The following is a 14,870-nucleotide window of genomic DNA, read 5'->3' on the forward strand; positions in this document are numbered from 1 at the left end:
GAAGGGAAAGACCCCTTTCTTCTGGCCTCAAGTATCCCGGGGGGCTGCCTGCTGTGGCGCCACTGGTTCAAGCCCAGCTGGCGGCGGGGCTGGCCCCCCGGGTTTGTCGCATCAATCCTTCAGGCTCTCTTCGCGCAGGCCGTCAGCCAGCAGGTTCAGACCAAGAACCAGCGTCAGCAGCGCAAAGGCAGGCGGCAGGGCTGGGTGCAGGTAGATCGACAGCAGCTTGCGCCCGTCATTGATGGTCGATCCCCAGTCCGGGCTTTCCGGCGGCAGGCCAAGGCCAAAGAAGCCCAGGGTCCCCAACAGGATGGTGGTATAACCGATGCGCAGGCAGAAATCGACGATCAGCGGCCCGCGTGCGTTGGGCAGGATTTCCCACAGCATAATATACCAGGGGCCTTCGCCGCGGGTCTGGGCAGCGGCCACATAGTCACGGGTTTTGATGTCGAGTGTCAGGCCGCGCACGATGCGGAACACGGTGGGCGAATTGACGAAGACCACCGAGACGAAGACCACCAGGATACCGCCGGGAATGTCGAACATATCCATCGCCCGGGGCAGCCCCCAGATCGCGTATTCCGGCGTGTTGATCAGGTAACCGCCGTTGGAGACCAGCTGCAGGTAGAACCAGATGATGGTTCCCAGCACAACCGGCAGCAGCCAGTTACGCAGCTTGGGCCGTGTGTAGTAGCGCGAGTTCAGCAGCACGCCGACAAAGATGATCGGGAACACGAACAGCACGATGGCCATATAGTTCGGAACACCGGTGGCGACGATTTCCGGGGTCACCAGCAGGTAGAACAGCAGGATCACCGGGAAGGCCAGGATCAGGTTCGCTGCAAAGGACAGCGCGGTGTCCAGGCGGCCGCCGTAATAGCCGGCGGGCAGGCCCAGGGTGATCCCCACCATAAAGGCAAAGACCGCGGCCATCGGAGCAATCTTTATGACTTCCCAGGCGCCCTTGACCAGACGGCTGAAGACATCGCGGGCGAGGTTGTCACCGCCAAGCAGATACCATTCATACTGGCCCTCTTCAGGGCTGCGCAGCGGTGTGCCCGGCACTTTGTTTTTCATGCCGGAAAGCTGGGACAGCGGGTCGTGGGTGATAATCATGTCCATGGCGCCGTAGACGCCGGTGAACACCCAGAACATCACCAGACCAAAGCCGATCATGCCGATGGGGCTGTCAAACAGCTTGCCGTAAAGGCCGAGCCGCCGTTTGAAGCCGATGGAGAAAGCGTAGAGGATCACCAGGGAAATCCAAACCGGAGACAGCTGGTAGATAATACGCCCTGCAATTTCAATTGCGCTAAGAGGTTCCATTCTCTGCTGCCTTCCTTAAGAGATCCGGATACGCGGGTTCAGATACACATAGCCGATATCCGAGATCAGCTGAGTGATGAGAACCACGAAGACTGAGACCACAGAGACGGCCAGCAGCAGTTCGATGTCGTTGTTGCCCGCGGCTTCCACCAGGATCCAGCCAAAGCCCTTGTAGTTGAACAAGGTCTCGACGATCACCACGCCGTTCAGCAGCCAGGGGAACTGCAGCATGATGACGGTGAAAGGCGCAATCAGCGCATTCCGCAGCGCGTGTTTCATAACGATGTTGTGAAAGCTCACACCCTTAAGGCGGGCGGTGCGGATGTATTGCGCGGTCATCACCTCGGTCATCGAGGCGCGGGTCATCCGGGCGATATAGCCCATGCCGTACAAGGCAATGGTCAGCACCGGCAGGAAGAAGTTCTCAAAATTCGGATTGTCCATCGCCGAGGTGGCGGTGCCCTTGAACCATTTCAGGCCGACGGTGGAAGACGTGAAGACGGCAATAAAGATCACCCCGGACACGTATTCCGGCGTCGCCGTGGTCAGGATTGAAGCGGTCGACAGGCTTCGATCGGTAACTGAGCCTTCGCGCATCCCCGCCAGGACGCCGATGATCAGTGCCGATGGGATCATCAGCACCAGCACCCAGAACATCAGGCGGCCGGTATTGCCCAAGCGTTCGGCGACGATGGTGGAAACCTCGTCCTTAAAACGGGTGGAATAGCCCCAGTCGCCCTGCAGAATACCGCAGAAAGTAGAGGCTTCTGCAGCCACTTCAGCCGAGACCGTGCCAGTCATGCAGCGGCCGCTATAACCGTCTTCAGTTTCGCGGGTCCAACCGGGCAGGACACCCAGCCATTGGCCGTATTTCGAGACCATGGAGCCGCCATAGCCGTTGGCATCCAGCCAGCTGGCCACGGCCTCATCCGACATGCGGAAGTTGCCCTGGGTCTTGGCGAGTTTCTCAAGGTTTGGGTAGAGGTTCGTCAGGAAGAACACGATGAACGTCAGGCACAGGGCCGTCAGCAGCATCACGCCTGAACGTCGGAGAATGAAAAGTCCCATGGGGTCCCCTGTCAGTCTGGCGGATCGGACCCGGTTGCAGGTGCGGGTCTCTTATCATCTTAGCTGGAAAGCACCGCCCCATCCGGGGCGGTGCGGGTGCCGGGAGCCTGGAAGGGCGTGGCTTACGCCGCCCAGCCCCACTTGTAGTGGTGGTGTTCAAACGACACGTGCATGTCCGCGCCGACAACGCCTTCGCGCATGTGGCGGTAGAGCGAACGCCAGTAAGGCTGGATGGTAACGCCTTCCTCTTGGATCAGCGCCTGGCCTTTGGCAGAGATCTCGCGGCGCTTGTCGGCGTCGGCGATCGACAGGGCCTGTTCCAGCAGAGCGTCGAACTCAGCATTTGCCCAGCCGAATTCGTTCCAGGCTTCGCCGGACTTGTAGGCCAGCGCCCAGATCTGCACGCCCAGCGGGCGGTGGTTCCAGTTGGTGGAGCTGAACGGATACTTCGACCAGTCATTCCAGAACGTGGAGCCGGGCAGAACGGTCCGCTTCACCTTGAAGCCGGCGTCGCGCAGCTGTGCCGCCACGGCGTCGGTGGTGTTCCGGCGCCAGTCGTCGTCGATCGACAGGATTTCATGCTCGAAATCCATCATGCCGGCTTCTTCCATCAGCGCCTTGGCACCGGCCGGGTCGACCTTCTGCGGCGGCAGTTCGGCGTATTCCGGATGGATCGGGCCGACATGGTGGTTTTCCGCAGGCTCGCCGCGGCCGCCATAGCCGAGTTCAAGGCAGACGGAATTGTCGACGGCCATCTGGATCGCCTTGCGAACGCGTTTGTCTGCATAGGGATTCTTGCCATCGATTTCCGCCAGCTGGTTGGTGCGAATCACGATCGAGGACATGGTTACGACTTCGGACTTCTTGTAGCCGAGGCCGTCCATCACATCAATGAATTCACCCACTGATTCATAGAGCATGTCAACTTCATCGGATTCCAGAGCGGCCAGCCAGGACGACGGGTCGGTGCCGAAATCGACGTATTCAATGCGGTCCAAAGCGGGTTTGCCGTAAATCGCTTCGCCCCACCAGGTGTGGTTTTCGTTGCGCTCCAGGGTCGACTTCACGCCCACTTCCAGTTCCGTCAGCAGGTAGGGGCCGGTGCCGACGTTGGACAGGAAATCGTTGGTCTGGAAGGACGAGTGGACAACCGCCGCCGGATAATCCGCCATGCCCGCGATCAGCGAGATGTCGGAGTTCGGCAGGTTCAGCTTCACGGTGTGGCTGTCGACCACTTCGATACCGCCTTCAACCGCCTGGCCGGAGTCGGTGTCGATCAGGGTCGCAAAGCGGCCGGCCATCGAGTTGCCTTCCAGCGACTTGTCGCACCAGCCTGCAATGTTGCGGGCCACGTCGTCGGCGGTGAAGTCGTCGCCGTTGTTCCACTTGACGCCTTTGCGGACGTTCAGCGTGTAGACGGTCGCGTCCTCGTTGACTTCCCAGCTTTCCAGCAGCATGCCGGTAAAGGAGCCGTCATTGTTGTATTCAACCAGATATTCGATGGTGCCGCGTGTCTTGTTGGCCATCTGCGACCAATCAAATGTGCGCGGGTCCTTCAGCGGGCGGACTTCGGTCTGGATCCGCAGGGTTCCGCCTTGCTTCTTCTCTTCAGCGGCTTGTACCGGTGCGGCCATGCCGATCATGCCATAGGCAGCCGTTGCGGTCACACCAAGCGCCGTGGCGCGGGTCAGGAACTCCCGGCGGTCTAGCTTGCCTTCCAGCACTTCTTTTGCGTGCATCTTGGCGGCCCAGTGTACCGGTGCTCCGTTGATGGTGTCTTTGGTCATTTAGGTCTCCCTGTTATACCGTTTGGTCATTTGTCTTGCGAAACGGATTTTGGCCCGGCGGTGTGCCGGGCGTTTTTGCTTAGCGTTTTGGATTAAAGTTTCCCCATGCCTGCATTCGGGCAGAGATATGCCGTTTCGTCAATGCACAGTTTCGGCGTTTGAAGGTAAAATTACGACATTCAGAGAGTCGTTTTCCCGATTTGAAACGGTATGCTACTGAATACTGTTCAAAACTGCCCAGTAACCGGAGCGAAATCCGCACTTGATGGAAAACATGCAAGAATCTGCAGGCGGATCAAACTATTGTGACTTCTTGCGGACCGCTTTGCGCAATGCGCTGGGGGTTTGACCGGCGTGCTGGGAGATAAAGCGGGTGAAATAGGCGGCGCTGCCAAACCCCAGATGAGCAGCGATGTCGCGGATGGGCAGCTCAGAGCTGATCAGCAGCGTGCGTGCGGCGTGCAACTGGCGCTCGGTCAACAGGGCTGCGGCGGTCTTGCCGGTCTCGGCCTTGCAGACCCGCGTAAGATGGGTTGGCGTCACCTTCAACGCGGCCGCGTGATCGGCCATGGCGGCCTGGGTGCCGGGCAGTTCGGCGATGCGCAGGCAGTAGGCCTGGCACAGGCGCTGCGCCGCGGTGTGCCGGACTGCCAAACCTGCAGGTTCCGGCTGCCTGTGCAACGCAATGGCGGCCAGTTCGCAATGGGCCTGAACAGAACGGTGCCAGAGCGGCTCCTGCGCGTTCTGCTCGCGGCTGATGGCTTCGAACAGCGTGGTCAGCCTGGCCTGGTCCTGAAGGCTGGTGAACCGCTTCTGGACCGGCATTTCCGGAAAGGGCAGCGGCAGCGGGCCGGAAATCGACAGAACCTGCCCCAGGCACTGGCGGGTGAATTCGGCGGACCACAGCGTCCCGGCCGGAAGAAAGATGGCACTGTAAGGGCCGAAGCCACGCTGTGCGCCATTGACACAGATGCGCCCCTGTCCGCGGGTGATCCAGATCAGCAGGTGTTCGCGGCGGGTATGCGCCAGCCCGGTCTGCCAGGCGCCGTCAGGGGCAAGCCTGGATAAGGGGGCGGCGTGAATGTCGTCGGACAGGGTCGGATCAAATGGCATCAGATATCTTAGGCGCAGAAACAAATACAATCTGCTGCAACAGGGCATGAATCTCTGATTCTGGCAAGTTTTCGCCGGGCAGAACGGAAAACGTGTAAACTTTTAGGATTTATGCAAGTTGGCCGGGCAGTGGCGCTCAGGCCAGAGTTACCTGCTGCCAGTCCTTCATGCGGGCACGGAACCAGCTGCGCTGACGCTTGGCGAACCGGCGGGTTGCGATGGCCGCGCGTTCTTCTGCCTCTTCCAGTGTGGTCAGGCCCAGGGAATAGGCCATCAGTTCCGGAACGCCGATCGCCTTGCAGGAGGGCAAGGCGGGGTCATAGCGGCCCTGCATCGCTTCGATCTCATCCATGGCACCCTGATCCAGCATCAAGCCAAAGCGTTTGCGGATGCGGGTCTCCAGCCAGGATTTGTCCGAATTCAGCACCAGTGCCGTGCAGCCGGACAGCGGCAGCACCGGAGCGGGGGTCGCGTCCTGCCAGTTGGCCAGCGGGCGGCCGGTGGCCTTCAGTACTTCCCAGGCGCGCTGCACCCGGGCCCGGTTCTGCAGGTCGATGCGGGACGCGGTCTTGGAGTCCAGTTCGGCCAGCAATGCTTCAAGGGGAAGGCTGTCGCCTTTGGCCCGCACTGCCGTCGGCGTGGCCGGAATGTCTACCATGCCTTCGGTCAGGGCGGTGAAGTAAAGCCCGGTGCCGCCGGTGATGATCACCCGCTCGGGCCCTTTCAGCAGTTCCATCACCTCGCGCAGCCAATGGCCGGCGGAATAGTCTGCGTCATAGGGTATGTGCCCGTACAGCGCGTGCGGTGCATCGGCCTCTTCTTCAGCCGAAGGGCGGGCGGTGATCACCCGCCAGCAATCGTAAACCTGGCTGGCATCGGCATTGACGATGATGCCGCCCTGGCGCGCAGCGATTTCCAGCGCCAGCGCGGATTTTCCCGAAGCAGTTGGGCCTGCGATCAGCACAGGCAATTCCGGGTTGATGTCAGGCAGGTTCATGCAGGTGTTATCCGTCTCTAGGTCCAGTTGCGCAAAACTGTGCGGAAAGCGCGCGGCGCGGATTGAAACCGGCAGCGATTTGCTTCATTTTGCGCGCAAACTAACCCTCACATCTTCTGGAGCGCAACATGCCTCAACCGCAAGAAAAGCCGGAACTGCATCCGGCCGCCGCCTATAAACGCGTCATGCTGAAAATTTCGGGCGAGGCGCTGATGGGCGATCAGGGGTTCGGCCTGCATCCGCCAACCGTGCAGCGCATTGCCCGCGAAGTGAAATCCGTCCAGGAGATGGGGGTAGAGATCTGCATGGTGATCGGCGGCGGCAACATCTTTCGCGGGCTGTCCGGTTCCGCGCAAGGAATGGAACGCACCACCGCTGATTACATGGGGATGCTGGCAACCGTGATGAACGCGCTTGGCATGCAGTCGGCGCTGGAAGAACTGGGGGTTTTCACCCGGGTGATTTCGGCGATCCGCATGGATGAGGTTGCTGAACCCTATATCCGCCGCCGCGCCGTGCGCCATCTGGAGAAAAAGCGGGTCTGCATCTTTGCGGCGGGCACCGGCAACCCGTATTTCACTACTGACACCGCTGCCACCCTGCGGGCCAATGAAATGGCCTGCGAAGCGATCTTCATGGGCAAGAACGGGGTTGATGGCGTTTATGACAAGGACCCCAAGGAACATGCCGATGCCGTCCGCTATGACGAAATCAGCTATGACGAAGTCTTCGCGAAACGCCTGAAGGTGATGGATGCCTCGGCCATCGCGCTGGCGCGGGACAACAATCTGCCGCTGATTGTGTTCCCGCTGGATGAGCCGGGCGGGTTCCGCGGCATCCTGGCCGGCAAGGGCACCTACACGAAGGTTCACGGCTAAGTCCTGATCCGGGTTTGATGATTGACGCGGGCTCTTTGCAGTCCGCGTTTATTGCTTCCGGCCGGGGCATCTTCCCTGGCAGGACGGGGCAATTTCGTGAAATCACCGCAGCGCAAACTAAATTTCTTGCAGGACAGGAGAGGCCGCGATGGGGGCATATGCAATCCCGGCGGCGGCGAATCCTGGCCAACATCGCTATACATCAGCCTTCCAATGGCTTATGAGCCAATGGAAGACCGCCTCAGATAAGGGGAGAGAGCAGAATGTCTGATGATTTTGAACTGGATACCGATGACCTGAAGCGCCGTATGGACGGCGCAATGGCGAACCTGCGGACTGAATTTGCGTCCTTGCGCACCGGCCGGGCCTCAGGCTCGATGCTGGAGCCGGTGATGGTGGATGCCTATGGCTCGATGACGCCGATCAACCAGGTCGGCACCGTGAACGTGCCGGAGCCGCGGATGGTCACCATCAACGTTTGGGACAAGGGCCTGGTCGGCAAGGTCGAAAAGGCAATCCGCGAATCCGGGCTGGGGATCAACCCGCAGCTTAACGGCACCATCATCATGCTGCCGATTCCGGAGCTGAACGAGGAACGCCGCCGCGAGCTGACCAAAGTTGCCGGTCAGTATGCCGAGCATGGCCGGGTTGCAATCCGCAACGTGCGCCGCGACGGCATGGATCAGATCAAGAAGGCCAAGGCCGACGGCATGTCGGAAGACGATCAGAAGTTCTGGGAAGCCGAAGTGCAGGAGCTGACCGACAAGATGATCAAGGCCGTGGATGAGGCGCTTGAGAACAAGCAAGCCGAAATCATGCAGGTCTGACCGGCAGTATGCCAGGAGATGCAAATCCGCAATTGAGCGCCGCCGGAGAGTCTCCGGCGGTCGGCTCCGGCCCGCGCCACGTGGCCATCATCATGGACGGCAATGGCCGCTGGGCCCAGGCCCGCGGGCGGCCGCGGCTGTTTGGCCACCATGCCGGGGCGCGCCGGGTGCGCGAAGTTGTCGAGTGCTGCCCGGGTCTGGGCGTGAAATATCTGACTATCTTTGCTTTCTCGACCGAGAACTGGAAACGCACCCAGACTGAGGTTGCCGGTCTGATGAGCCTGTTCCGGCGCTATATTTCCAAAGAAATGAACGCTTTGGCGGAGCGCAATGTCCGGGTGCGCTTTATCGGCGACCGGGTGCGGCTGGATGCCAAGCTGATTGACCTGATGGACAAGCTGGAACAGAAGACCGAAGGCAACGACGGCACACAGCTGACTATCGCGTTGAATTACGGCGGCCGCGACGAGGTCGCCCGTGCCACCAAGCGGCTGGCACAGGATGTGGCAGATGGCCGGCTTGATCCCGGCAAGGTCGACGAGGAAACTCTGCCGCGTTATCTGGACACCCATGTGCTGCCGGATCCGGATCTGGTGATCCGCACCAGCGGCGAGGCGCGGATCTCGAACTTTCTGCTGTGGCAGTCGGCCTATGCGGAATATGAGTTCATCGACACCCTATGGCCGGACTTCTCGGGCGAGGAGCTGGCGAGGCTGTGCAACAGCTATGGCCGCCGCGACCGCCGGTTCGGGGCCGTCAAAACATGAGTGCTGCCAAGGGCCGTTGGGCGGACCTGCTGCCGCGAGTGCTGTCCGCTGTAGTGATGGTGGCTGCGGGCGGATATGCGGTGTGGGCCGGCGGGCTGGTGTTTGATGTGCTGATTGCGCTGTGCAGCGGCGGTATGGTGTGGGAACTGGTGCGGATGCTTCAGCCCGCGCGCAGCGGCACTGCGCTGCAGCTTGGCGCGATCTCTGTTGTTGCAGTGCTGCTGGCGTCTTTCCTGCCCGCGCTTTGGGTGCTGCCAGTGCTGGCGGCCCCTGTGGCTGCCGGTTTTAGCCAGATCAGCGCGCGGAGGCAGTATTTCACCGGCTTTACCTTGTGGATTCTGCTGGCGGGTTTCGGCTTTATCTGGCTGCGCGGGCAGATGGGCATGGCTTGGATGCTGTGGCTGGTCTGCATTGTGGTGGCCACTGACATCGCGGGCTATTTTGCGGGCAAGGCGATCGGCGGGCCAAAGTTCTGGCCGCGCGTTAGCCCCAAGAAAACCTGGAGCGGCACTGCTGCGGGCTGGCTGGCGGCTGCCATTGTGGGCGCGGTCTTTGCCGGGCAGATGGGGCTGGGTTATGGCATTGTGGTGCTTTCGGTGCTGCTGTCGATGGCCAGTCAGGCCGGCGACGTAGCCGAAAGCGCACTGAAGCGGAAGATGGGCGTCAAGGATTCCAGCGGGTTGATTCCCGGCCATGGCGGGCTGTTCGACCGGTTCGACGGGATGCTGGGGGCCGCGGCGATGCTCTTGGCCGTGACCGCCCTCTGGGGATAACCAGACAGGAAAAACTATGCGGAAAGTCTCGATTTTCGGTGCGACGGGCTCAATCGGCCAGAACACTATCGATCTGATCCGCCGCGCGCCGGACGCTTATGACGTGGTGGCGCTGACCGGCGGCGCCAATATCGCACGGCTGGCCGCGGACGCCGCCGCATTGCGGGCTGATGTCGCGGTCACTGCCTATGAAGACCGGTTGCCGGATCTGCGCGCGGCGCTGGCAGGCACCGGTGTCGAGGCTGCAGCAGGGCAGGCGGCGCTGGTGGAGGCTGCCGCGCGGCCTGCGGATTGGATTATGTCGGCCATCGTTGGCGCGGCGGGCCTTGCGCCGGGGCTGGAGGCGCTGAAACACGGCACCACACTGGCGCTGGCCAACAAGGAATCGCTTGTCTGTGCGGGCGCGTTGTTGCTGGAGACTGCCGGGCAATACGGCGCCCGGCTGTTGCCGGTAGACAGCGAGCATTCGGCGGTGTTCCAGGGGCTTGCGGGCGAAGACATTGATGCGGTTGAGCGGATCATCATCACCGCCTCTGGCGGGGCATTCCGCGATTGGCCGCTGGAAGATTTGCCCGATGCAAGCCTGGCACAGGCGTCTTCGCATCCCAATTGGGATATGGGTCAGCGGATCACTATCGACAGCGCGTCGATGTTTAATAAGGCATTGGAAGTCATTGAAACGCGGGAATACTTCGGTGTTCGGCCTGAACAGATCGAGGTGCTGGTGCACCCCGAATCTCTGGTCCACGCGCTGGTTGGCTTCAATGACGGTGCGCTGATGGCGCATCTGGGCGCGCCGGACATGCGGCACGCCATCGGTTACGCGCTGCATTGGCCGGAACGCCAGGATCTGCCGGTGGAACGGCTGGACCTGGCCCGTATCGGCCAGCTGAACTTCCGTGCTCCGGACCCGGCCCGCTATCCGGCACTGCACCTGGCCTATGAGGTAATGGAACGCGGCGGTATGATGGGCGCAGCCTTCAACGCGGCTAAGGAACAGGCGCTGGATGACTTCATCGCAGGCCGCATCCGGTTTACCGATATGGCGGCTGTCACCGAGACCGCGCTAGAGCGCATGTCAGCGGAACGTGACCTCATTGATGCCGCAATGACACTTGATAACGTGACCCGGGTTGACCATCTCGCCCGGCAACAGGCGGCACGCGCCGCAGAAGAACGCATAGGGTAGATCTTTGGACGTACTTGCTTTTGTCCCGCAGTTTGGCGGCTTCCTTTACACGATTGCCAGCTTTGTCATCGCCCTGTCGGTGATTGTGGCAGTGCATGAATACGGCCACTACATCGTTGGCCGCTGGTCGGGGATCCACGCCGAGGTGTTCTCGCTGGGGTTCGGCCCGGTGTTGTGGAGCCGGGTGGACAAGCACGGCACCCGCTGGCAGGTCGCAGCGCTGCCGTTCGGCGGTTATGTGAAATTCCTTGGCGATGCCGATGCGGCCTCGGGCAAGGATGACCAGGCGATGCAAGCCGCTGCAGACGATCCCGCTGCCCTGCGCCGGACCATGCATGGCGCCCCTCTGTGGGCCCGGACCGCAACTGTGGCGGCCGGCCCGGTGTTCAACTTTGTGATGTCGGCGATCATCTTTACCGCTGTTGCCATGTCCCAAGGCATCATGCGCGACCCGCTGACCATTGGCGCGCTGGCGCCGCTGCCGGGGGTCGAGAACGGCCTGCAGGAAGGGGATGAGCTGATTGCGGCAGGCGGGCTGGCAGTGCCAAGCTATCTGGATCCCGATGCCTGGGAGGCTTTCCGCGAAGCCCTGCCGCAAGAGCAGCCGCTGGACTATCAAGTGCGCCGAGGCGGCAGTGAAATCAGCGTCAGCGGACCGTATCTTTACCCGCCCTATGTGCGCGGTGTGGTGCCGCGCAGCGCTGCCGCGGATGCCGGCCTGCAGCCGGAAGACGTGATCCTGGCAATGAACGGCGCGCCGGTTGTGTCCTTTGACCAGCTGAAGACGCATGTCGAAGCGGCCGACGGCAAAGTTCTGGTGCTGGACGTCTGGCGCAATGGCGAGCAGGTCGAAATGGCCCTGGCGCCGCGCCGCACCGATGAGCCGCAGCCGGATGGCGGCTTTGCCACCCGCTGGCGGATCGGCATCATTGGCGGCCTGGCCTTCGAGCCGGCAACAGAATCCGCTGGATTCGGCGCTTCTTTGGCGGCGGGCACCTATCAGGTTTGGGCGGTTGTGGAGACCTCGTTGTCGGGGCTGAAGCATATGATCACCGGCGCCATCAGCACCTGCAACCTGTCAGGGCCGATCGGCATTGCTGAAACTTCAGGCGCGATGGCCAGCCAGGGGGCGGAGAGCTTTATCCGGTTCATTGCGGTGCTGTCGACGGCTGTGGGCCTGTTGAACCTGTTCCCTGTACCCGCGCTGGATGGCGGCCATTTGATGTTTTATGCCTATGAGGCGGTTGCAGGCCGTCCGCCCAGCGACCGGGCCGTGCGGGTGCTGATGTCGCTTGGCATCGCCATTGTGCTGTCGCTGATGGTGTTTGCGCTTGGCAATGATCTGTTCTGCTGAACGATGACTTTGGGCGGCCATTTTGCCGCCCAAGTGCTGCCACATTTTCCCGTTAACTTTTTATCAATCCGCAGACTGTGCCAGAGAGGTGCTTTGCGGACGGGTGGACGATAACTGGGGGACGACCGATGCAGACACTCTCGCAATCTTACCGCGGCCTGGGCCTGTTGGTCCGGCTGAACTGGGACCGCGCGCTGACAGGTTTTGCCGTCCTGGGCGCATTGACCGCCGGCGCCTGGCTCGCCGCATTGTGATTCCTGCAACCGGCGCGCAAGCCTGCCGTGCCGGTTGCTGCCAGAATGCGCTTTGTTGGTTTTGACAAGCGCATTCAAACCCGGTACGCACATCCCAAAGCTGCTATAATAATCGGGTTCTGAAAAATGGTTTGGGGGAAAGTCGCAGGCAAGTCCTGTGGTGAGCGCAAGTCGGGCATCAACATCTTGTACCGTAAAGTTTCGGCTATTTCTCTGGCGGTTGCGCTGGGTTATGCATTGTCTCCGCTGCCGGCTGAGGCGCAAAGTTTCCGCTTCAATACGGTCCAGGTTGAGGGCAATCAGCGGATCCAGACGTCCACTGTTGTTGCCTATACCGGGATCGAACGCGGTCAGACTGTCAGCGCTGGCGAGCTGAACGACGCCTATCAGCGCATTCTTGACAGTGGCGTATTTGAAACAGTGGAGTTGGTTCCGCGCGGCAATACGCTGGTGATCAAAGTCACCGAATTCCCGACCATCAATCAGATCAGCTTTGAGGGCAACCGCCGCCTCAAGGACGATTCCCTGGACCAAATTATCGAATCCGCGCCGCGGCGGGTGTTCAGCCCCTCGCAGGCTGAGCGCGATGCCGCAGCGATTGCCGAGGCCTACAGTGTTCAGGGCCGTCTGGCATCCAGCGTGACTCCGCGTATCATCCGCCGCAACAACAACCGGGTCGACTTGGTTTTTGAGATTTCCGAAGGTGACACCATTGAGGTGGAGCGGGTCTCCTTCACCGGCAACCGGGTCTATTCCGACCGCCGCCTGCGCCGGGTCTTGCAGACTAAACAGGCTGGCTTTTTGCGGGCCTTCATCAACTCGGACACGTTGATCGAGGACCGGTTGGAATTCGACAAGCAGGTGCTGCGGGATTTCTACCTGTCGCGCGGCTATGTGGATTTCCGGGTGAACAGCTCCAATGCTGAAGTCACCCGGGAGCGGGATGCGGTCTTTCTGGTTGTTGATGTGACCGAAGGCCAGCAATTCAAGTTCGGCAATATCTCGGTCACCAGCGAAATGCCGGAAGCGGATGCCGACCTGTTCAGCTCCACTCTGAAGATCAAGCCCGGTGTGGTCTATTCCCCGACACTGGTCGAGAATGCAATCGACCGGATGGAGGGGCTGGCTGTCCGTAGTGAGATCGATTTTCTGCGGGTCGAGCCGCGGGTCACCCGTAATGAGCGGGACCTGACCTTGGATATCGAATTCGTATTGCGCCGCGGCCCGCGGGTGTTTGTCGAACGCATCGATATCGAAGGCAATACCACCACGCTGGACCGGGTGGTCCGCCAGCAATTCCGCTCGGTGGAAGGCGACCCCTTCAACCCGCGGTCTATCCGCAACAGTGCAGAGCGTATCCGGGCGCTTGGCTTCTTCGCCAATGCTGATGTGGAAACCCGCGAGGGCAGCTCGTCCGATCAGGTGATTATCGACGTCGACGTCGAGGAACAGCCGACCGGGTCCCTGAACCTTGGCGGCGCGTACTCGGTCACGGATGGTTTCGGGGTCAGCGTCGGCCTGTCCGAGAACAACTTCCTGGGCCGCGGTCAGCGGTTGTCTTTCAATATCGCCACAGCGACGGAATCGGATTCCTATGTGCTGGGCTTTACCGAACCTTACCTCTTGGGGCGGGATCTTAGGTTTGATCTGGACCTGGGTCTGAATGAAACCGACTCCAGTTTCTCGGAATACCGCACCAAACGGATTTTCTTCCAGCCTGCACTGACCTTCAACACAGGCGAGGATACTTCGCTTCAGGTCCGCTATACGTGGGATGCGGATGAGATGCTGTTCAGCGATAGCGAGGATGACGACACAACCACTTTCCTGGCCAGCCCAGTTATTCAAAACGAAATCAATCAGGGTGAGCGTTCGTCCAGTGCCATCGGCTTCACCTATCGCTATGACAGCCGATTGACGGGCCTGGATCCGACTGCCGGGTTCCTGGTTGAAATCGGTGCTGACTATGCAGGGCTGGGCGGAGATTCTGAATACTTCAAGACCACAACGAAGATTGTGGCGCAAAAGCAAATTCTGAACGAGGAAGTCACGATCCGTGCGACCATCGAGGCTGGTTCGTTCCAATGGGAAGGCAGCGGTTCCAGCCGTTCGATTGACCGTTTTGTTCTGACGCCGTCGGTTATGCGCGGCTTTGAGCCCGGCGGCATCGGCCCGCGGGATCAATCCGACGGCGCACCAGGCAGCGGCAGCTACAATGACTTCCTAGGCGGCAACTATTATGCGGTGGCCCGCTTTGATGCGGAATTCCCACTGGGTCTGCCCGAAGAATTGGGGATGCGCGGCGCCCTGTTCTATGATGTTGGCAGCCTTTGGGGAACGCAGAACGTTGATACTTCTGGCACCAGCGGCAACGGTGTCGTGGGTTCCAGCAGATCCTTCCGCCACGTCGTTGGCGTTTCCCTGCTGTGGACCACCGGGATCGGCCCGCTGCGCTTCAACTTCTCCAAGGCCCTCCAGAAAGAGGACTTTGACCAGGAACAGAGTTTCGACCTGACCTTGCAGGCGCGGTTCTGATC

Annotated in this window: 13 protein-coding genes; 8 read left to right on the plus strand and 5 right to left on the minus strand. The window is 60.8% G+C overall.

Annotated elements, in window-relative coordinates; genetic code table 11:
- Nucleotides 1-111: 111 nt before the first annotated feature.
- The 5 genes from AQUI_RS0118230 to miaA form a co-directional block, all read right to left on the minus strand.
- Nucleotides 112-1,326: an ABC transporter permease gene (locus tag AQUI_RS0118230; protein WP_027258775.1), complete on the minus strand. Its 1,215-nt coding sequence runs from the start codon at nt 1,324-1,326 to the stop codon at nt 112-114.
- Nucleotides 1,327-1,341: 15 nt separating this feature from the next.
- Nucleotides 1,342-2,394: an ABC transporter permease gene (locus tag AQUI_RS0118235; RefSeq protein WP_027258776.1), complete on the minus strand. Its 1,053-nt coding sequence runs from the start codon at nt 2,392-2,394 to the stop codon at nt 1,342-1,344.
- A gap of 122 nt (nt 2,395-2,516) precedes the next feature.
- Nucleotides 2,517-4,181, minus strand: coding sequence for an ABC transporter substrate-binding protein (locus AQUI_RS0118240; RefSeq protein WP_027258777.1), 1,665 nt, complete (start codon nt 4,179-4,181; stop codon nt 2,517-2,519).
- A gap of 300 nt (nt 4,182-4,481) precedes the next feature.
- Nucleotides 4,482-5,294, minus strand: a complete 813-nt coding sequence (locus AQUI_RS0118245; RefSeq protein WP_027258778.1) for a helix-turn-helix transcriptional regulator — start codon at nt 5,292-5,294, stop codon at nt 4,482-4,484.
- A 136-nt stretch (nt 5,295-5,430) separates the two neighbouring features.
- Nucleotides 5,431-6,291, minus strand: a complete 861-nt coding sequence (gene miaA / locus AQUI_RS0118250; RefSeq protein ID WP_027258779.1) for a tRNA (adenosine(37)-N6)-dimethylallyltransferase MiaA — start codon at nt 6,289-6,291, stop codon at nt 5,431-5,433.
- Nucleotides 6,292-6,419: 128 nt separating this feature from the next.
- On the opposite strand from miaA, the gene pyrH reads away from it, so the two are divergent.
- From pyrH to bamA, 8 genes are all read left to right on the plus strand, one after another.
- On the plus strand, nt 6,420-7,169 hold the full coding sequence (gene pyrH, locus AQUI_RS0118255; protein ID WP_027258780.1) for a UMP kinase: 750 nt from the start codon (nt 6,420-6,422) through the stop codon (nt 7,167-7,169).
- 263 nt (nt 7,170-7,432) lie between these two features.
- Nucleotides 7,433-7,996 carry a ribosome recycling factor gene (gene frr / locus AQUI_RS0118260; RefSeq protein ID WP_027258781.1) on the plus strand — a complete coding sequence of 188 codons (564 nt, stop codon included), beginning with the start codon at nt 7,433-7,435 and terminating at the stop codon, nt 7,994-7,996.
- Between the two features lie 8 nt (nt 7,997-8,004).
- Nucleotides 8,005-8,763 carry an undecaprenyl pyrophosphate synthase gene (locus AQUI_RS0118265; RefSeq protein WP_027258782.1) on the plus strand — a complete coding sequence of 253 codons (759 nt, stop codon included), beginning with the start codon at nt 8,005-8,007 and terminating at the stop codon, nt 8,761-8,763.
- Complete coding sequence (locus tag AQUI_RS0118270; protein WP_027258783.1) at nt 8,760-9,536, plus strand: phosphatidate cytidylyltransferase; 777 nt, start codon at nt 8,760-8,762, stop codon at nt 9,534-9,536. Before AQUI_RS0118265 ends, AQUI_RS0118270 begins: the two co-directional genes overlap by 4 nt.
- A gap of 16 nt (nt 9,537-9,552) precedes the next feature.
- Entirely contained in the window at nt 9,553-10,725 is a 1,173-nt protein-coding gene (gene dxr / locus AQUI_RS0118275; protein WP_027258784.1) for a 1-deoxy-D-xylulose-5-phosphate reductoisomerase, read from the plus strand.
- Nucleotides 10,726-10,729: 4 nt separating this feature from the next.
- Nucleotides 10,730-12,079, plus strand: coding sequence for an RIP metalloprotease RseP (gene rseP / locus AQUI_RS0118280; RefSeq protein ID WP_027258785.1), 1,350 nt, complete (start codon nt 10,730-10,732; stop codon nt 12,077-12,079).
- Nucleotides 12,080-12,207: 128 nt separating this feature from the next.
- The gene (locus tag AQUI_RS32035; protein ID WP_245596942.1) at nt 12,208-12,333 is read left to right on the plus strand and encodes a nucleolar protein 16; all 126 of its coding nucleotides are present in this window, start codon (nt 12,208-12,210) and stop codon (nt 12,331-12,333) included.
- Between the two features lie 126 nt (nt 12,334-12,459).
- Complete coding sequence (gene bamA / locus AQUI_RS0118290) at nt 12,460-14,868, plus strand: outer membrane protein assembly factor BamA (RefSeq protein WP_027258786.1); 2,409 nt, start codon at nt 12,460-12,462, stop codon at nt 14,866-14,868.
- The last annotated feature ends 2 nt before the right edge of the window (nt 14,869-14,870 follow it).

The sequence above is a fragment of the Leisingera aquimarina DSM 24565 genome (assembly GCF_000473165.1).
In the GTDB taxonomy this organism is placed as follows: Bacteria; Pseudomonadota; Alphaproteobacteria; order Rhodobacterales; family Rhodobacteraceae; genus Leisingera; species Leisingera aquimarina.